The organism is Nguyenibacter vanlangensis (assembly GCF_038719015.1).
Taxonomy (GTDB): domain Bacteria; phylum Pseudomonadota; class Alphaproteobacteria; order Acetobacterales; family Acetobacteraceae; genus Gluconacetobacter; species Gluconacetobacter vanlangensis.
Window position 1 is genome coordinate 944,788 of record NZ_CP152276.1, and the last position, 17,349, is coordinate 962,136.

General features: G+C 70.1%; 16 protein-coding genes. 4 read left to right on the forward strand and 12 right to left on the reverse strand.

Annotation, left to right across the window (positions count from 1 at the left end; all coding sequences use genetic code 11):
* Positions 1-15 precede the first annotated feature (15 nt).
* The 3 genes from ntrC to dusB form a co-directional block, all read right to left on the reverse strand.
* Positions 16-1,464 (reverse strand): nitrogen regulation protein NR(I), encoded by a 1,449-nt coding sequence (gene ntrC, locus AAC691_RS04380; RefSeq protein ID WP_176640068.1) that lies wholly within the window; start codon positions 1,462-1,464, stop codon positions 16-18.
* Positions 1,465-1,551: 87 nt separating this feature from the next.
* Positions 1,552-2,703 (reverse strand): ATP-binding protein, encoded by a 1,152-nt coding sequence (locus AAC691_RS04385; protein WP_342629072.1) that lies wholly within the window; start codon positions 2,701-2,703, stop codon positions 1,552-1,554.
* 8 nt (positions 2,704-2,711) lie between these two features.
* The gene (gene dusB, locus AAC691_RS04390; RefSeq protein WP_342629073.1) at positions 2,712-3,785 is read right to left on the reverse strand and encodes a tRNA dihydrouridine synthase DusB; all 1,074 of its coding nucleotides are present in this window, start codon (positions 3,783-3,785) and stop codon (positions 2,712-2,714) included.
* Positions 3,786-4,015: 230 nt separating this feature from the next.
* On the opposite strand from dusB, the gene AAC691_RS04395 reads away from it, so the two are divergent.
* Positions 4,016-5,170, forward strand: coding sequence for a bifunctional 2-C-methyl-D-erythritol 4-phosphate cytidylyltransferase/2-C-methyl-D-erythritol 2,4-cyclodiphosphate synthase (locus AAC691_RS04395; protein ID WP_342629074.1), 1,155 nt, complete (start codon positions 4,016-4,018; stop codon positions 5,168-5,170).
* A gap of 41 nt (positions 5,171-5,211) precedes the next feature.
* Here AAC691_RS04395 and AAC691_RS04400 read toward each other — a convergent pair whose 3' ends face one another.
* The 9 genes from AAC691_RS04400 to AAC691_RS04440 all read right to left on the reverse strand — a co-directional run bounded on the left by AAC691_RS04400 (position 5,212) and on the right by AAC691_RS04440 (position 14,798).
* Positions 5,212-5,424, reverse strand: a complete 213-nt coding sequence (locus AAC691_RS04400) for a hypothetical protein (RefSeq protein ID WP_342629075.1) — start codon at positions 5,422-5,424, stop codon at positions 5,212-5,214.
* Positions 5,425-5,533: 109 nt separating this feature from the next.
* On the reverse strand, positions 5,534-6,319 hold the full coding sequence (locus AAC691_RS04405; protein ID WP_342629076.1) for an ATP12 family protein: 786 nt from the start codon (positions 6,317-6,319) through the stop codon (positions 5,534-5,536).
* A complete protein-coding gene (locus tag AAC691_RS04410; protein WP_342629077.1) occupies positions 6,316-8,814 on the reverse strand; it encodes an AsmA family protein in 2,499 nt (832 codons plus the stop codon). Before AAC691_RS04410 ends, AAC691_RS04405 begins: the two co-directional genes overlap by 4 nt.
* Positions 8,815-8,865: 51 nt before the next feature.
* On the reverse strand, positions 8,866-9,843 hold the full coding sequence (locus tag AAC691_RS04415; RefSeq protein ID WP_323991346.1) for an RluA family pseudouridine synthase: 978 nt from the start codon (positions 9,841-9,843) through the stop codon (positions 8,866-8,868).
* Between the two features lie 118 nt (positions 9,844-9,961).
* Entirely contained in the window at positions 9,962-11,404 is a 1,443-nt protein-coding gene (locus tag AAC691_RS04420; protein WP_342629078.1) for a replication-associated recombination protein A, read from the reverse strand.
* 387 nt (positions 11,405-11,791) lie between these two features.
* Positions 11,792-12,052: a hypothetical protein gene (locus AAC691_RS04425; protein ID WP_342629079.1), complete on the reverse strand. Its 261-nt coding sequence runs from the start codon at positions 12,050-12,052 to the stop codon at positions 11,792-11,794.
* 46 nt (positions 12,053-12,098) lie between these two features.
* Positions 12,099-12,845, reverse strand: coding sequence for an SDR family oxidoreductase (locus AAC691_RS04430; RefSeq protein ID WP_176640715.1), 747 nt, complete (start codon positions 12,843-12,845; stop codon positions 12,099-12,101).
* Positions 12,846-12,918: 73 nt separating this feature from the next.
* Complete coding sequence (locus tag AAC691_RS04435; RefSeq protein WP_342630145.1) at positions 12,919-14,106, reverse strand: NAD(P)/FAD-dependent oxidoreductase; 1,188 nt, start codon at positions 14,104-14,106, stop codon at positions 12,919-12,921.
* A 23-nt stretch (positions 14,107-14,129) separates the two neighbouring features.
* Positions 14,130-14,798, reverse strand: a complete 669-nt coding sequence (locus AAC691_RS04440) for a glutathione S-transferase family protein (RefSeq protein WP_176641356.1) — start codon at positions 14,796-14,798, stop codon at positions 14,130-14,132.
* Between the two features lie 134 nt (positions 14,799-14,932).
* Here AAC691_RS04440 and minC point away from each other — a divergent pair, with 134 nt between their 5' ends.
* From minC to minE, 3 genes are all read left to right on the forward strand, one after another.
* A complete protein-coding gene (gene minC, locus AAC691_RS04445) occupies positions 14,933-15,655 on the forward strand; it encodes a septum site-determining protein MinC (RefSeq protein WP_342629080.1) in 723 nt (240 codons plus the stop codon).
* Between the two features lie 132 nt (positions 15,656-15,787).
* A complete protein-coding gene (minD, locus tag AAC691_RS04450; RefSeq protein ID WP_176640098.1) occupies positions 15,788-16,603 on the forward strand; it encodes a septum site-determining protein MinD in 816 nt (271 codons plus the stop codon).
* Positions 16,600-16,917 (forward strand): cell division topological specificity factor MinE, encoded by a 318-nt coding sequence (gene minE, locus AAC691_RS04455; RefSeq protein ID WP_342629081.1) that lies wholly within the window; start codon positions 16,600-16,602, stop codon positions 16,915-16,917. Before minD ends, minE begins: the two co-directional genes overlap by 4 nt.
* Positions 16,918-17,349: the final 432 nt, after the last annotated feature.

Sequence of the window (17,349 nt, forward strand, 5' to 3'; positions counted from 1 at the left end):
CCGCCGGCACGGGTATCAGCTTACGCCCCGGACGACTGGAATTTCCAGGTCCCGGATCTTCTTGCGCAGCGTGTTGCGGTTCAGCCCCAGCATGGCGGCGGCCTTGATCTGGTTGCCGCGCGTGGCGGCCAGCGTCATCTGGATCAGCGGCCGTTCGACCTCGGCGATCACCCGGTCATAGATGTCGTGCAGCGGCATGCCGTCCTGCCCCGACGACAGGAAATGGCGGATATGGCGCGCCACCGCATCGGCCAGCGGCTCCTGCGACGCCGCCTGCGGCGCCTCGCCCGGCAGGTCGCCCGACGTCTCGGCCAGTTCGGAATCGATCAGCTCGGCGGTGATCGTCTCCTGGGGATACAGCGCGGCCAGCCGGCGCATCAGGTTTTCCAGCTCGCGCACATTGCCCGGCCAGCGGCCGGCCTGCAGCCGTTCGACCGCGCCCTCGGCCAGCATCTTGACCGGCAGCCCGTCCTCGCGGCTGCGATCCAGGAAATGCCGCGCCAGCAGCGGGATGTCCTCGGCCCGCTCGCGCAGCGGCGGCAGGCGGATCGGCACCACGTTCAGCCGGTAATACAGGTCCTCGCGAAACGTGCCGGCGCGGATCGCCTGGCGTAGGTCGCGGTGGGTGGCGGCGACGATGCGCACATTCGCGCGGATCGGCTGGCGACCGCCCACGGTGGTGAACTCGCCCTCCTGCAGCACGCGCAGCAGCCGGGTCTGGGCCTCGGGCGGCATGTCGCCGATCTCGTCCAGGAACAGGGTGCCGCCGGCGGCCTGCTCGAACCTTCCGGGCGTGCGGTTGGTGGCGCCGGTAAAGGCACCCCGCTCATGGCCGAACAGCTCGCTTTCGATCAGTTCGCGCGGAATGGCCGCCATGTTGACCGCCACGAACGGCCCGCCCCGCCGGCGCCCGTAATCATGCAGCGCCCGCGCCACCAGTTCCTTGCCCGTGCCGCTCTCGCCGTTGATCATCACCGTCAGGTCCGACGTCGTCAGCCGGGCGATGATGCGATAGATGTCCTGCATCGCCATCGAACGGCCGATCAGCGGCATGCGCTCGTCGGCATCGGCGGGCGCGGGCTCGGGCAGCGCGCTGGCCGGCGACGCCAGGGCACGCTCCACCACCGACAGCAATTCCTTCAGGTCGAAGGGCTTGGGCAGATATTCGAACGCCCCCCGCTGGGCCGCCTTCACGGCGGTGATCAGGGTGGATTGCGCGCTCATGACCACCACGCGCAGGTCCGGCCGCGCGCGCTTGATGCGCGGGATCAGGTCCAGGCCGTTTTCGTCGGGCATCACCACGTCGGTGATGACCAGGTCGCCCTCGCCTTCCTCGACCCACTGCCACAAGGTGGCGGCATTGGCCGTGGTACGGACCTGGTAGCCCGCCCGCCCCAGCGCCTGGCTCAGCACGGTGCGGATGGAACGATCGTCGTCGGCGACAAGAACGGTCGGCAAGGGCATGCGGGGTTCAATCTCTCGGAACGAAAATCACGGCGGCGAAGGATGCGCGGATACGGGACGCGGATTTGGCGAGCACATATTTGGCGATCAGGGCGCGTCCTTTCCCTCGGCCACCACAGGCAGGTGCAGCAGCACCTCGGTCCGTCCGGGGCGGCTGTCAATCTCGATCACGCCGCCATGATCGTCGATGATCTTGCCCGCCAGCGCCAGCCCCAGCCCGCTGCCGCCGGCCTTGGTGGTCAGGAACGGCTCGAACAGATGCGGGCGGATGCTTTCGGGAATGCCCGGGCCGCTGTCGCGCACCGAAACGACCAGCGGCAGCTCGACCCGCTGCTCCATGCCCGGCACCGCCAGGCGCACGCCGTGGCGATAGGCGGTACCCAGGATGATCTCGCCGCCCAAGCCTTGGTTGCCAGAGCCTGGGTGACCAGAGCCCTGGTTGCCCGACATGATGGCCTCGGCCGCGTTCTTGACCAGGTTCAGCAGCACCTGCACCAGTTGGTCGCGATTGCCCCAGACCGGCGGCAGCGACGGGTCATACTCCTCGACGATCCGCACGCCGCTGGCGAAACCCTGCTCGGCCAGCATCCGCACCCGCTCCAGCACGCGATGGATGTTCACCGGGCGGCGTTCCAGCGGCTTGTCGCTGAACATCTCCATCCGCTCGACCAGGTCGCGGATCCGGTCGGCCTCGTCGCGGATCAGCACCGCCAGTTCCCGATCGCCCTCGCCCACCGAGCTTTCCAGAAGCTGGGCCGCGCCCCGGATCCCCGAAAGCGGGTTCTTGACCTCGTGCGCCAGGATGGCGGCCATGCCCGACACGCTGCGCGCAGCGGACCGAAAGGTCAGTTGCCGGTCCAGCGCCCGCGCCGCCGAGGAATCGTGGAAGGTCAGCAGCACGCCGCCCGGCTCCTCGGCGACCAGCGTGCCCTGGACGGTAATGCCGGTGCGGTGCAGGCGCGGGCCGTCCAGCGTCAGCTCATGCTCGGCGATGGTGACCCCGTCGCGCCGCACCTGCTCGACCAGCAGGAAGATCGGATGGTCGGCGGCCAGCAGATCGGCCAGCCCCATCTGCACCAGATGCGGGCTGGACGCACCGAAGAACGGCTCGGCCGCGCTGTTGACGTGACGGACGCGATTATCGGCACCGACCAACATGACCGGCATCGGCATCGCATCCAGCAGCGCCCCTCCGTCGGGCGGCGCAAGCACGGCTTCCGCGGCGCCATGGACGGACATCGTCGTCCTCACGCCGCCTCGGCGGTGCCCTGGTCGGCAATGCCCCGGCCGCCCGCCGCGCCGAATCGCTCGCGGCGCGAACCCGCCGCGATGTGCCGGTCATAGAAATCGGCAATCATCCCGATCGCGACGTCGGCCTGGTCCACCCGGTTGATCGCGGCCCGGAAATGCGCCGAATCCGGCAGGCCGGCCGAGTACCACGACACATGCTTGCGCGCCAGGCGCAGCCCCGGATGCGCCCCGAAATGCGACAGCATCATATGGTAATGTTCCAGCACGATCGCCTTCTCGGTCGCCAGATCGGGATCGGGGACCGCCTCGCCCGTGCCCAGCGCCCGGGCCACCTGGGCCGGGAACCACGGCCGGCCATAGCATCCCCGCCCGATCATCACCCCGTCCGCCCCCGACTGCGCCAGCGCGGTGCGCGCGTCCTCCACCGTCAGGATGTCGCCATTGACGATCACCGGCAGCGAAACCGCGTCCTTCACCCGCCGGACGAAGGCCCAGTCCGCGGTGCCGGTATAGAATTGCTGCCGCGTGCGCCCATGCACCGTGACCATGCGGATGCCGGTCCGCTCGGCGATCCGCGCCAGCACCGGGGCGTTCAGGCTGGCATGGTCCCAGCCCATGCGCATCTTCAGCGTCACCGGCACGTCGACCGCGCGCACCACCGCCTCCAGCAGCCGGCCGGCCAAGGCCTCGTCGCGCATCAGGGCCGATCCCGCCTGCTGCCCCACCGCGACCTTCTTGACCGGGCAGCCGAAATTGATGTCGACCATGTCCGCGCCGCGATCGACCGCGATCCGCGCCGCCTGCGCCATCGCCTCGGGCTCGCACCCCGCAAGCTGGACGGCGTTGGGCCCCTCCTCGTCCGCGACCTCGGCCATGCGCAGCGTGGCGTCGTTTTCGCGCACCATCGCCCAGGACGCGATCATCTCGGACACGACCAGCCCGGCCCCCAGCCGCCGCGCCAGCCGACGGAACGGCAGGTCCGTCACGCCCGACATCGGCGCAAGGATGACCGGGGTGCGCAACACCACCCCCCCACCCAGATCGATGGGGCGCAGCAATTCGGACGACATGGACGGCATGATCCCCGCTTGGGCTGTCAGATTCCAAACCCGGCACATCGCGCGGCATCCCGAATGGATAAAAAATGCAGCATAGATGCTTAGGATTTGAGCACAGTATATAAACTCTCCGCGTCACGCAATCGCGATGGCAGCATCCCGCGCGCATCCCGCTTCCGAAATTCGCCCATGCGGCCTCGGTTGCGCTTGACGGCGGAAACCTGGCGCCCCATTGCTCCGCCATGCGTGTTGCAGCCATCCTTCTCGCCGCCGGTGCCGGCCGCCGTTTCAGCGCCACCGCGGCATCCCCGGTCGCCAAGCAGTATCTGACGCTGGCCGGCCGGCCGGTCATCCGCCACGCGGCGGACGCCCTGCTTCCCCATGTCGGCCTGCTCCAGCCCGTCGGCGACCCGGCCGCCCTGGCGGACGCCCTGACCGGCCTGGACGTCCTGCCGCCCGTGCCCGGCGGCGCCACGCGCCAGGAAAGCGTCCGCGCGGGGCTCGAGGCGCTGGACCGCCTGCCGCCGGACGCCCGCCCGGACCTGGTGCTGGTGCATGACGGCGCGCGGCCCTATGTGCCGGCCGAGGTCACGCGGGCGGTCATCGCCGCGCTGGCCCATCACCCCGGCGCGATTCCGGCCGTCCAGGTGGCCGACACGATCAAGCGCGGGCGCAACGGGCTGATCGACGGCACGGTACCGCGCGACGACCTGTACCGCGCCCAGACGCCGCAGGGTTTCCGCTTCGCGCTGCTGCGCGACCTGCACCGGGGTGCCGCGGCGTGCGACGCGACCGACGACGCCGCCCTGCTCGAGGCCGCCGGCCACACCGTGGCGCTGGTGCCCGGCTCGGAAGACAATATCAAACTGACCTACAAGGAGGATCTCATGCGGCTGGAACGCCTGATCGGTCCGACATTGCTGCCGCGCACGGGCGTCGGCTACGACGTCCATGCCTTCGCCGAAAACCGCCCGCTGATCCTGTGCGGCATCCAGGTGCCGCACGATCGCGGCCTGGCCGGGCATTCCGACGCCGACGTGGGCATCCACGCGCTGTGCGACGCGATCTACGGCGCGCTGGCCGAGGGCGATATCGGCCGGCATTTCCCGCCCAGCCAGGACGAATGGAAGGACGCCGACAGCGCCCGCTTCCTGGTCCATGCCGGACAGCGGATTCGCGAACGCGGCGGCATGCTGGTGAACGCCGACGTGACGCTGATCTGCGAACGGCCCAAGATCGGCCCGCATGCCCAGGCGATGCGCCAGCGCCTGGCCGACCTGCTGGAGGTCGAGATCGACCGGATCTCCGTCAAGGCCACGACATCCGAACGGCTGGGCTTCACCGGCCGCGAGGAAGGCATCGCCTGCACCGCCTGCGCCACCGTGCTGGTGCCCTGATCCGAATTACGGCGGGCCCGACAGGGGCCCGCCGAGGCGCCTCAGCCGCCGATCGCCATGATGACGACCACCACGGGCACGACCGCCAGCAGCACCCACGCCCCCATGGCGCAGGTCGCGACGATCTGGCCCAGGCGCTGCTTCGTCCGGCGCGACGCGGACAGGCCACCCTGCGCCTTGCCCGGGCGGAAATCCAACTCGTGCGCGTTCAGGGCGGACAGTTCGGATAAGGGGCGCCAATCGATCGAAGCCATGCGACACTCCTGCCTTCACCGCTAAATGGTCTACCGCCCTTCTACCGCAAGCCCGTGTAACGGAGTGTTCGGCTTGGTATCAGAGCGCAAGGCGCCAAGTGCCGGCTTTTTATGGCAGATCAATGGCCGGCGGGACTGATTCGCCGCCCTTCGCGTCCACCAGTCGCAGGAACGACACGGCATCGGCGACGTCGCGTCCCAGGGCGGCCAGGCGTTCGGCCTGCTGGGCGTCATAGCCCCAGATCTCCATCTGGGTCCGCTCGTCCAGCGTGGCGCAGGACGTCGCCTGTTCGGCGCTCAGCCGCCCCTCGACCAGCGCCAGTCCCAGCACCAGACTCCCCAGGGCGGGCACGGCAACGCCCAGCGCCGCCAACACCCCGTCGGACAGCGATTCCAGCAGCCCGCGCACGCGCGCCAACGCCTCCGGCGGCTGTTCGACCGGCATGACGCCATAGGTCACCGCCAGGGCGATGCCGTGACGCGCGCGCAGCCAATCCAGCCACGGATCCCATTCCTGCCGCTGGCGCTCGGCCAGCAGCGCGGGCGCGCGCACGCGATAGCACAGCAGGTCCCCCGCCGCGTATCCCGCCAGGGCCGCCACGCTGGCCTGCCGGTCGGGCGCGATCCGTTCCAGCATCGTGCCCGCGATCCGCGTCAGCTTCAGGTCGGACGGCGTAAATTCCCCGCCCTTCGCCCCGCCGCCGGCCGCCTGCCATTCGGCCGCCAGGGCCGTGGCCAGGGCCGGGCTGGCGACCCGCAGGGCCGCCCCGCCCGGCAGGCGCACCGGACGTCCGTCCAACTGGACGGCAAACCCCTCCGGCTGGGCCACCGCCTCCGCCCGGTCCCAGAAACGGCGGCGCGCGGCGGGCGCGGCGGCATCCTTGCCATCGGTCATCGGAACAATCCCAGGCCACGCAGGAAATCCAGGGCCTTCGGCGCCTTGGCCTTGGGCGCCGCGCCCGGCGACGGCCCCGGCTGGCCCTCGCGCGCGGCCAGCAACGCGGCCGGACACGGATCGGCGACGGCCGAGGACGGGCCGATACTCAGGGTGAAACGCTGCTGGGGCCCGACGCGATCCATGCGCGGCCGGGGCGCCTGCACCGTGCCGCCCACCGCCACCGGCATCGCGGCGCCGGTTCCGCCGATCAGCACCTGCGGCACCAGATGCAGGTCCAGCGCCTGGTCGGCCAGGCCGATCGTGCCATGCCCGGTCACCGACAGGCGATAGGTCTGCATGCCGATCGTGTCCAGCGCCGCCCGCCCGTCCGCCAGGCCCATATGCACCGCCAGGCAGCGCAGGCCGGCCGCCGAATCCTGCGCGGCCCCCGCCGCCGGCCCCAGCAGCGCGCCCAGCGCCCTGCCGTCGATCTGGCCATTGACCAGCGACAGGCCCAGATGCCCGGTCAAGGACGTCCGCAGCGCCGCCCGGTCCCGCCCCTGGGCCTCCAGCGTGCCGACCAGTTGCAGCGCGCCATGCAGGTACGGCGGCATGCCGGCCTGCGCCGCCGCCCATTCCGCCGGCACGACCAGCGATCCCAGGCTGGCCGACAGGCGCGGCACCGCCCCGGTTCCGGCCCCCGAATCGTCAATGGTCAGGGTGCCGTTCACCCGGCGATCCGTCCCGTCCGCCCGCAGCGGATCGACGGCCAGGCGCCCGCCATGCACAGCGATATGTGCCTGGGCATCGCGATAGGTCTCGCCGCCCAGCCGCATCTGCGCTGCCGACAGGTCCAGGTCGCCATCCAGCAGATGCAGCCCCCCGAACGGCAGCGCCGCCACCTGCTCCGCCGGGACCGACCCCGAAGCCGGGGCGGGCGCGGGCGGCGCAGCCGTTTCCGAAGCCCCCTCCGCCACGGGCCCGACCGGGCGCAGCGCGTCCAGATCCAGGCGCGCGGCGTGCACCCGGCCCGTCAGCAGCGGCAGCCCGTTCGTGCCGGCATGGCGCGCCAGGGTCAGGTCGCCGGCCAGCGCCAACTGGGCCGCATCCAGCCGCAGGCCGGACAGTTGGACCTCCTCCCCGCCCCGCGCCGCCAGATGCGCATCGGCGGTCAGCCGGTCCAGCGCCCGGCCGCCGGGAAGGGCCAGCCGGTCCGCCGTCATGTGCAGGTCCAGCGCCGATTGCGCACCGCCGATGCTGCCGCCGGCCTTCAGGCTGGCGCCACCCTGGCGCAGCGTCAGGTCCACCGGCAGGGCCGTGCCCAGGCGGGTGTCGACCGCCGCCCGGATCTCCGCCAGCGTGCCCAGCGCGCCCTGCAGGTCGAACGGCCGGCCGTCATAGGCCCCGGCGGCCTGCACCGCCAGATGATCGGCCGGCGTCGGCGCGTCCAACGCCAGATGGTCCAGATGCAGGCCGGGCACCCACGCCCCGATATCCGCCGCCCCGGTCCGCAGATGCAGGTACCGCAGGCCGGGCGCCGCCGGACCGCCGGCGGACAGATCGACGATGCGGGCGTCCAGCGCGATGTCCCGCACCGCGGGCAGCCCCGCATGCACGAACAGCCGGTTCAGCGCCGCCAGTTGCCCCAGATTGCCCCGCACGGCGACATCATAGCCGCGCAGGCGGGCGGGATCGGACAGGCTGCCGTCCAGCGTGGCGTCGCCCTGCCGCACGCCCGCGATCTCCAGCGTGGCGTACAGCCGTACCGGCCACGCATCCGGCAACGGCGCGGCCAACCGCCCGACATGGCCCAGCAGCGTGAAGACCACTCCGGCATCGGCCGGACGATGGCCCCGCAGATCGATCGTCGGCGCATCCCCCGCCAGGCCGTCCAGCAGCAGGTGATCGACCGCCACCGCGCCCGTCGCATGGGCCTCCCGGTCGTCCCAGGCCAGGACCGCATCCTGCACCCGCACGCTGCCGATCCGCACCCGCCAGCGCGGCGCGGCGGACGGTCCGCCCGCCCCGCCCGGCACGGACTCGGGCCCAGGTGCGGACGCAGGTGCGGGCGGCGGCCGCATCTGCCAGTTCGCCCGCCCGTCGGCCAGCCGTTCGACCAGCAGGTCGGGATGCGCCAGCCGGACATCCTCCAGCCGGATCTCGTGCCGCAGCAGCGGCAGCAGCGCCAGGCGCGCCTGCAGCGAGGCCGCGCTCAGCATGTTCGCCCGCGCGCCGCCCGGCATGTCCGACAATGCTACGTCGTCGACCGTGACCGAGGGATAGGGCAGGACATGCACCGCGACCGACCCGACATGCAGGGTGCGCCCGGTCTGGCGCCACACCGCCCGCGCCACGACCTGCCGCAGGGCGTCGGGGTCGATCATCGTGCGCGCCGCGATCGCGCCTCCCCCCAACGCCAGCACGGCGATCACGGACGCGGCCAGCAGCCAGCCCCGTCCCCGCCGCGCCGCGCGCCCCGGCCCCCTGCCCGGCTCCATCCCCGACCCCGTCATCCTCGCCCCTCCACCGTCTCGTCCCGAAATCCGGCTTCAACCGCGCCGGCTTCAACCACGCCTGGGCGACGGCGTGCTGCCGGCCGAGAAGCCGAGCTGCCGGAAGGTATCGCGCATATGCGGCGGCAATTCCGCCGTGACCACCAGCCGCCCGCCGGCCGGGTGCGGCAGGTCCAGCGCGCGGGCATGCAGGTGCAGTTGGTCGGTGAACCCTTCGGGATGCGCGGCCGCGCCGCCATATTTGGGATCGCCCAGGATCGGCGTGCCCAGGGCCTCGCAATGCACGCGCAACTGGTGCGTGCGGCCGGTCAGCGGCGACAGGGCCAGCCAGGACATCTTGCGCCCCGCGGCGTCCAGCACCTCATATTCCGACAGCGCATGCGCCGCGTCCTCGTCCTTGCGCGAGGCGACGACCGTCAGCGCGCCCGGCCCCGCGCCCAGCCGGGCCAGCGGCTGGTCGATCACCCCGCTGGCGGGCGTCGGCCGTCCGACCACCACCGCCCAATAGGTCTTGCGGACGTCGCGGCCGCGAAACGCGGCGGCCAGCTTCGCCGCCACGCCCGGCGTGCGCGCCAGCAGCAGCAGGCCCGACGTGTCGCGGTCGATCCGGTGCACCAGGCGCGGACGCGGATCGTCCTCCTGCGCCTTCAGCCCGTCCAGCATGGCATCGACATGATGGGTGATCCCCGGCCCGCCCTGCACCGGCAGGCCGGCGGGCTTGTTCAGCACGATCACCTGGTCGTCGCTATAGATCACCATGCCGCGGATTTCGCGGATCAGGCGCGCATCCAGTTGCGGGCGCGGCGGCGGGGCCGGGCGCGCGGCATCGGGAATGGGCGGCACGCGCACCGCCTGGCCCGGCGCCAGACGGGTCGAGGTCTCGGCGCGCCTGCCGTCCACGCGCACCTGCCCGGTGCGGCACAGCTTCTGCAGCGCGCCCTGGGTCAGGTGCGGGTAATGGCGGCGGAACCAGCGATCCAGGCGGATATCGGCCTCGTCCTCGCTGACGGTCAGGGTCACAACACTCATGACTGACGGCTTTCCCGCAGTCTGCTCCGACTGTCCAGCCGTCGCGGCCAGGAAAGCCAGGTTCCGGACCGATTTTCCCACGAGCCGGACGCGCCCGGGCTCGGAGGGGACGCCTGCTCTACGCGTCTTTCTTCTGTTCGCGCCCCTGCTCGCGCCCCCGTTCGCGCAGGCGCGCCCAATGTTCCAGGCGCTTGCCGATCTCCCGCTCGAACCCGCGGTCGAAGGGCTGGTAGAATTGCTGGCGCGCCATCCCATCGGGGAAAAAGCCGCGCAAGGCGCCCCGCTGTCCGGCATCGGGATGCGCATCGGCATAGATGTCCGCATAATCGTCCGCATAGCCGCGGCCATAGCCCAGATCCTTCATCAATCCGGTGGGCGCGTTCAGGATATGGGCCGGCGGCATCAGGCTGCCGGTCGATTTCGCCACGCGCCGCGCGGCCTTGTAGGCCGCATAGACCGCGTTCGATTTCGGCGCGGTGCCCAGATGCACCACCAGTTGCGCCAGCGCCAGCTCGCCCTCGGGCGACCCCAGCCGCTCGTACGTCTCCCACGCCGCGATCGCCAGGGGCAGCGCCTGCGGGTCGGCCATGCCGACATCCTCGGCCGCGAAACGGGTCAGGCGTCGGGCGATATAGCGCGGATCCTCCCCGCCTTCGAGCATGCGGGCAAACCAGTACAGCGCCGCATCCGGGTCCGAGCCGCGCAACGATTTATGCAGCGCCGAGATCAGGTTGTAATGTTCCTCGCGGTCCTTGTCGTACAGCACCGCCCGGCGGGCCAGCAGGCCGGAAAGGCCCTGCGCGTCCAGCGGCCGCTCGGCCTTCACCGCCAGCACCTGCTCGACCATGTTCAGCAGATAGCGCCCGTCGCCATCGGCCATGGCACGCAGCGTGGCGCGTCCTTCGGCGGTCAGCGGCAGTTCGTGCCCGCACTCGGCCTCGGCCCGGCGCAGCAGACGCTCCAGCGCCTCGTCATCCAGCCGGCGCAGCACCAGCACCTGGCAGCGCGACAGCAGCGCGCCGTTCAGGGCGAAGGACGGGTTCTCGGTCGTCGCGCCCACCAGGATCACCGTCCCGTCCTCGACCACCGGCAGGAAACCATCCTGCTGCGCGCGGTTGAAGCGATGGATCTCATCGACGAACAGCAGCGTGCCGCGCCCGGCCTCGGCCAGGCGCCTGGCATCGTCGAAGGCGCGCTTGAGGTCCGCGACACCGGAAAATACCGCCGAAAGCTGCACGAAGCGCAACCCCGCCGCATCGGCCAGCAGGCGTGCAATCGTCGTCTTGCCCACGCCCGGCCCGCCCCACAGGATCAGGCTGGCCAGCGATCCGCGCTCCAGCATGCGGCGCAGCGCGCCGTCCGGGCCCAGCAGATGGTCCTGGCCCACCACCTCGTCCAGCGCGGCGGGGCGCAGCCGGTCGGCCAGAGGCTGCGTCCGGGCCGGCGGCCGCCCCCTGCGCGGCGCGGCTTCGGGCGAAGCACCGCGCACCGCCTCGCCCTGCCGCGGCGCGGGCGCGCCGAACAGATCGCCCTCATCCGGTTCATCCCGCCTGCCCGCCATCACGTCCCGTCCATCCGCATCACATCATGGTACCCGGTCGCCAGGATCGCGCCAGATACATCGCGCCAAATACATCACGCCAGATACCATGCGGGCGCTCCCGGCCAAACCGGCAGCGCCCGCCTGTCATACCGCCATCCGACCCCTCGTTCGGGCCGGCAACGACCTAGTGTCCCGATTCCGAAATTCGCAAGCGAATTTCGGGATCGAAAGGACACTAGAATCAATATTTTAGTGGCCTGCTGATCCGAGAAATTCTCATAAGAATTTCTCGGGCAGGACACTAGAGCCATATCCATTCACACTGGTTCACGGATATGGCTCTAGCTTATTGTTTTAACGAGCATCTTTATCCGACCGGATGAGTCCATCCGGTCGGATGATGCTCTAATGCACATTCCCCCAGGACGGCGCCCCCAGTGCGGGACACGAACACGTGCTGCCCAGCGGCACCTGGGTCGGCAGCCGGCAGCTATAGACGCCCGCCTGGCACATATAGCCATATCCCGCGACCACGCCGGGCTCACCCGGCGGATAGGATTGCGCCACGCCCTCGCACCCGGCGGGCAGCAGCGCCAGCCCGCCAAGCAGCAGCAGGACCGGCCAGCGTCCACCCGGCCGCACCATATCGCGATCCATCTTTCGCATCACACCCTCCTGTCTCGAATGCACACCCGGAACGGATGCCGGCCCGTTACCAGGGAAGCGTACGGTCCATATGGAAGAATCCCCCGGTCGGCCCGTCATCCGGCAGGGTCGCCAGGCGCACGCTGGTCAGGGCGCCCGCCGCCACGTCCAGCGGCGCGGCCTCGCCCCCCATCTCGGTGCGGACCCAGCCGGGATGGGCCGAATTCACCTTGATCCCGGTATCCTTCAGCTCATGCGCCAGATGCACGGTAAAGGCGTTCAGCGCCGTCTTCGACGCGTCATAGGCAAAGGTCAGCTTGCCATAGATCGACGATGCCGGGTTGCTGTGCTCGCCCAGCGAACCCAGGATGCTCGACAGGTTCACGATCCGCCCGGCCTTCGACTTCAGGATCAGCGGCAGCAGGATCTGCGTCAGTTGCACGGTCGCGAACAGATTGATCTCGAACGTATCGCGCAGGATCTGGATCGGCGTGGCCGAGGGCGGCGGGGCGACGCCGCCGGGGCCGCGGTCCAGCAGCACGCCGGCATTGTTCACCAGCACGTCCAGCCGCCCATGCGTGCCGGCGATCCAGTCGCGCAGGGCGATCTGCTGCGCCGTATTGCCGATATCCAGCACGACGCCCTCGGCCGACACGCCTTCGTCGCGCAGACGCTGCGCCACATGCTCCGCCTGGTCGTGGCGGCGCCCGGCCACCAGCACGTGCATTCCCTGCCGCCCCAGTTGCCGCGCGGTCTCCAGGCCGATGCCCCGCACCGCCCCCGTCACCAGCGCGATCCGTCCCGTTTCATCCATCCTCGTGGCCTTTCCTTCCTGGTCCGCATCCCCGGTCCGGCCCCTGCTCCGGCCCCTGTTCCGGCGTTTCCGGTCAGGCCGCCTCGGCGATGGCGCATCCCGCCGCATGCCCGCTGGCCCAGGCCCACTGGAAGTTGTAGCCCCCCAGCCAGCCCGTCACGTCGACGGCCTCGCCCACCGCATAGAGGCCCGGAACCGCCCGCGCCGCCATGGTGCGCGACGACAGGCCGCGCGTGTCGATCCCCCCGCGCGTCACCTCGGCCTTGGCGAAGCCCTCGGTGCCGGACGGGGTCAGGCCCCAGCGGGACAGGATCTGTCCCAGCCGGTTCAGCGCCGCGTCGGGAATATCGCCGAGACGCCCGTCAGGCAGATGGTGCGCGGCCATCGCCTGCGCAAGCCGCTGCGGCAACAGCCCCGCCAACGCGGTGCGTCCTTCGATCCGCGGCCGCTGCCGCTTGGCCGCCCGCAGCGCCCCGGCGGCGTCGATCCCCGGCAGCAGGTCCAGGCAGATCTCCTGCCCCGCCTGCCAATAGGACGAAATCTGCAGGATCGCCGGACCCGACAGCCCGCGATGGGTGAACAGCATCGCCTCGTCGAACCGCGCCTTGCCGCACCGCGCCGCCACGGGCAGCGACACGCCCGACAGCTCCCGCACCCACGGCCACGCCGCCACATCCAACGTCAGCGGCACCAGCGCCGGCGCGGTGTCCGTCACGCACAGGCCGAACTGCCTGGCGATCACGTGCGACAGCCCGCTCGCCCCCATCTTGGGTATCGACAGCCCGCCGGTCGCCAGCACCAGCGCGGGCGCACGATAGACGCCCCGGTCGGTGGTCACCACGAACCGGTCGGACAGGCTGACATCGGTGATTCGGTGCGACAGGCCGATCGTCACCCCGCCGGCCGCGCATTCCGCCAGCAGCATCGCGACCACCGCGCGGGCCGACCCGTCGCAGAAAAGCTGGCCCAGCGTCTTCTCGTGCCAGGCGATCCTGTGCCGTTCGATCATCGCCAGGATGTCGGCCGGCCCGAACCGCGCCAGCGCCGATTTGGCGAAATGCGGATTGCCGGACAGAAAGCGGGTGGCGGCGCAATCCAGATTGGTAAAATTGCAGCGCCCGCCCCCAGAAATCAGGATCTTCCGCCCGGCCTCGTCGGCATGGTCCAGCACCGCGACGCGCCGCCCGCGTTGCCCCGCCGTCAGCGCCGTCATCAGCCCGGCGGCGCCGGCCCCCAGGACGATCGCATCCACGTCCCGCATCATGGGATCAGAGCGCCATGGGCTCAGAAATCGAGGTCCGCATAATGGTCGGGCGGCACGATCCCCGTCACCCGGTCATTCAGCAGCGAGCGGAAACACGGGCGCGACTTGATCCGCGCATACCAGTCCTTGGCCGCCGGCGCCTTGGACCAGTCCACGTCGTTGATGAAATCCAGGCATGACAGATGGGCCGCCGCCGCGAAATCGGCCAGCGACAGCGCGGGCCCGGCCAGCCATTTCCGCGTCTCGGCCAGCCAGTCGATATAGGAAAGGTGATAGCGGATATTGGCATAGCCGGCGCGCAGCGCATTGCCGTCGGGATTGCCGCGCCCCGAAATGCGCTTCAGCACCTTTTCGTTCAGCAGGTTGTGCGTGACCTCGATCGCGAATTTCTGGTCGAACCACGCGACCAGACGCCGCACCTCGACCCGCTCGGCCAGGGTGCGGCCCAGCAGCGGCGTGTCGGGATAGGCCTCTTCCAGATATTCGCAGATCACCGACGAATCGGGGATCGACAGCCCGTTCTCCTCGACCAGCAGGGGCACCGTGCACGCCGGATTGGCCGCCAGATAATCCGGGCGCCGGTCCCACACCCGCTCCATCATCAGTTCGAACGGCAATCGCTTTTCGCCCAGCACCAGACGAACCTTGCGGGAATAGGGCGACAGCGGAAGATGATAGAGGATACGCATCCGCCCGCTTTATTGCATCGCGCCCCGCTTCGCCAAGCCTCCCTTGCCTCGACAGGGCCCCATTCTCACGCTAGCTCACGTCAATCCCCTCATGTTCCGCCCTCCTGTTCTGGCCACCAAAGGTTCGTGACGCCTTGCCCGACGAATCCAGCCCCCTGCCCCGCATCCGCGCCCGCGGCCGCTCCTTCCTGGCCCTCGTGCTCTCGCCCGAGGCGGCGCTCGATGACTGGCTGCGCGGGCTGGACGCGCAGATCGCGCGCTCCCCGTCTTTTTTCGTCGGCAAGCCGATCATTCTCGATCTGGGCCTGCTGTCGGCCGACGCCGAAGGGCTGGACGGACTCCTTGCGGCGCTCCTGGCGCGCGGCGTGCGGATCATCGCGATCGAAGGCGGCGATCGCGGCTGGCCGGCGCTGGCCGGATGGGACTGGCCGGACGGATTCGCGGGCGGACGGGCCTCGGGCCCGGTCGACCTGCCGGACGAGGACGAATCGCCCGTCCCCGCGTCCCAAGGCACCGCATCCCAGGCCGCCGCATCGCTGATCGTCGAGGGACCGATCCGGTCGGGACAGGCGATCCTGCATCCTGACGGGGATGTGATCATCGTCGGATCGGTGGCATCGGGCGCCGAAATCTCCGCCGGCGGATCGGTGCATGTCTATGGCACGCTGCGCGGGCGGGTCATCGCCGGCATGGGCGGACAGGACGGCGCGCGGATCTTCGCACAGGCGATGAAGGCCGAATTGCTGGCGATCGACGGCTATTACATGATCGCCGAGGACATCGACGCGGCCCTGCACGGCAAGCCGGCCCAGGCGCTGCTGCAGGACGACACCATCGTGGTGCGCAAGCTGGACTAGGCCCCGGCCGGGCTCGACCGGCCCCCGGCCAGCCCCTGGGCCGCTTTCCCGTTGCGATTGCCACATATCCGCCATTAGACTCACGCAATTACGGCGCCGCAGAACGGCGAATCGAGACAAGGGAATATGCGTATGGCCAAGGTGCTGGTTGTCACATCCGGAAAGGGCGGAGTCGGCAAGACGACCTCGACCGCCGCCCTCGGCGCGGCACTGGCCCAGACGGGGAAGAATGTCGTCGTCGTCGATTTCGATGTCGGCCTGCGGAACCTGGACCTTGTCATGGGCGCCGAACGGCGCGTGGTCTTCGACCTGATCAATGTCGTGCAGGGCGACGCCAAGCTGGCGCAGGCGCTGATCCGCGACAAGCGGGTCGAAACCCTGTCGATCCTGCCGGCATCGCAGACCCGCGACAAGGACGCGCTGACCCCCGAGGGCGTGGCCCGGGTGATCGGGGAACTGCGCGAGAAATTCGACTGGGTGATCTGCGACAGCCCCGCCGGGATCGAACGCGGCGCCCAGCTCGCGATGCACCACGCCGACCAGGCGATCGTGGTGACCAATCCCGAAGTCTCGTCGGTGCGCGACAGCGACCGCATCATCGGCATGCTGGACAGCACCACCGAACGCGCGAAAAAGGGCGAGAAGATCGACAAGCATCTGCTTCTCACCCGCTACGACCCGGCCCGCGCGGCGCGCGGCGAGATGCTGCGCACCGACGACGTGCTGGAAATCCTGTCGATCCCGCTGCTCGGCATCGTCCCGGAAAGCGAGGAAGTGCTGCGGGCGTCGAACCTCGGCACCCCCGTCACGTTGTCCAATCCGACCAGCGCCCCGGCCCGGGCCTATTTCGAGGCGATCCGCCGCCTGGAGGGCGAGAAGCTGGACGTCAGCGTGCCGACCGAGCGCAAGGGCCTGTTCGACTGGCTGTTCAAGCGGAGCGTGGCATGAGCTTTCTGGCAAACCTGTTCGGACGCAAATCCTCGGCCCCGATCGCCCGCGACCGCCTGCAGATCCTCCTCGCCCACGAACGGGTGGCCGGCGAAGGCCAGTCCGAGCTGATCGCGAAGCTGCAGGAGGAAATCCTCGAGGTCATCAAGCGGCACCTCGCCATCGACCAGGACAAGGTCCAGATCAAGATGGACCGCGGCACCGGCGTGTCGATGCTGGAAATCGACATCGAAGTGCCCGAGATGAAGGCGCGCGAAGCGAAAGCTTCCGAAGCGACGGACAAGGTCGAACAGCCCGAGCCCTCCTCGGCCTGACCCCGCCCACCGATCGCCGCCAGCGCACAACCCCGGACAGAATCTCTCAGATCTTTATATCTCTCAGATCCTGTCCGGACAGGTGGGCTGCGAGCGAGAATGCCGCGCAGCGGCACGGAAGGCGTGTGTTCCCGAGCATCGTAACGGCCTTGTCGACCGCGAGCATCGACGCGCAGCAAACCCGCGTCGGATCGCCACCAGCATGCAGTCCCGATCAGATCCTGTCCGGACATGTGGGCTGGCGAGCGAGAGTGCCGCGCAGCGGCACGGCCGGCGTGCGTTTCCAAGCATCGGAGCGGAGCGGCCTTGTCGGCCGTGGAGCACCGAAGCGCAGGAAACGCGCATCTGATCGCCGCCAGCGCATAGCCCCGATCAGATCCTGTCCGGAAATGCGGGCTGGTGAGCGAGAGTGCCGCAAAGCGGCACGGAAGG

Coding starts and splice junctions, on each gene's coding strand:
- ntrC (WP_176640068.1), bottom strand. CDS start 1,464: ATGCCCTTGCCGACCGTTCTTGTCGCCGACGACGATCGTTCCATCCGC.
- AAC691_RS04385 (WP_342629072.1), bottom strand. CDS start 2,703: ATGTCCGTCCATGGCGCCGCGGAAGCCGTGCTTGCGCCGCCCGACGGA.
- dusB (WP_342629073.1), bottom strand. CDS start 3,785: ATGTCGTCCGAATTGCTGCGCCCCATCGATCTGGGTGGGGGGGTGGTG.
- AAC691_RS04395 (WP_342629074.1), top strand. CDS start 4,016: ATGCGTGTTGCAGCCATCCTTCTCGCCGCCGGTGCCGGCCGCCGTTTC.
- AAC691_RS04400 (WP_342629075.1), bottom strand. CDS start 5,424: ATGGCTTCGATCGATTGGCGCCCCTTATCCGAACTGTCCGCCCTGAAC.
- AAC691_RS04405 (WP_342629076.1), bottom strand. CDS start 6,319: ATGACCGATGGCAAGGATGCCGCCGCGCCCGCCGCGCGCCGCCGTTTC.
- AAC691_RS04410 (WP_342629077.1), bottom strand. CDS start 8,814: ATGACGGGGTCGGGGATGGAGCCGGGCAGGGGGCCGGGGCGCGCGGCG.
- AAC691_RS04415 (WP_323991346.1), bottom strand. CDS start 9,843: ATGAGTGTTGTGACCCTGACCGTCAGCGAGGACGAGGCCGATATCCGC.
- AAC691_RS04420 (WP_342629078.1), bottom strand. CDS start 11,404: ATGGCGGGCAGGCGGGATGAACCGGATGAGGGCGATCTGTTCGGCGCG.
- AAC691_RS04425 (WP_342629079.1), bottom strand. CDS start 12,052: ATGCGAAAGATGGATCGCGATATGGTGCGGCCGGGTGGACGCTGGCCG.
- AAC691_RS04430 (WP_176640715.1), bottom strand. CDS start 12,845: ATGGATGAAACGGGACGGATCGCGCTGGTGACGGGGGCGGTGCGGGGC.
- AAC691_RS04435 (WP_342630145.1), bottom strand. CDS start 14,106: ATGCGGGACGTGGATGCGATCGTCCTGGGGGCCGGCGCCGCCGGGCTG.
- AAC691_RS04440 (WP_176641356.1), bottom strand. CDS start 14,798: ATGCGTATCCTCTATCATCTTCCGCTGTCGCCCTATTCCCGCAAGGTT.
- minD (WP_176640098.1), top strand. CDS start 15,788: ATGGCCAAGGTGCTGGTTGTCACATCCGGAAAGGGCGGAGTCGGCAAG.
- minE (WP_342629081.1), top strand. CDS start 16,600: ATGAGCTTTCTGGCAAACCTGTTCGGACGCAAATCCTCGGCCCCGATC.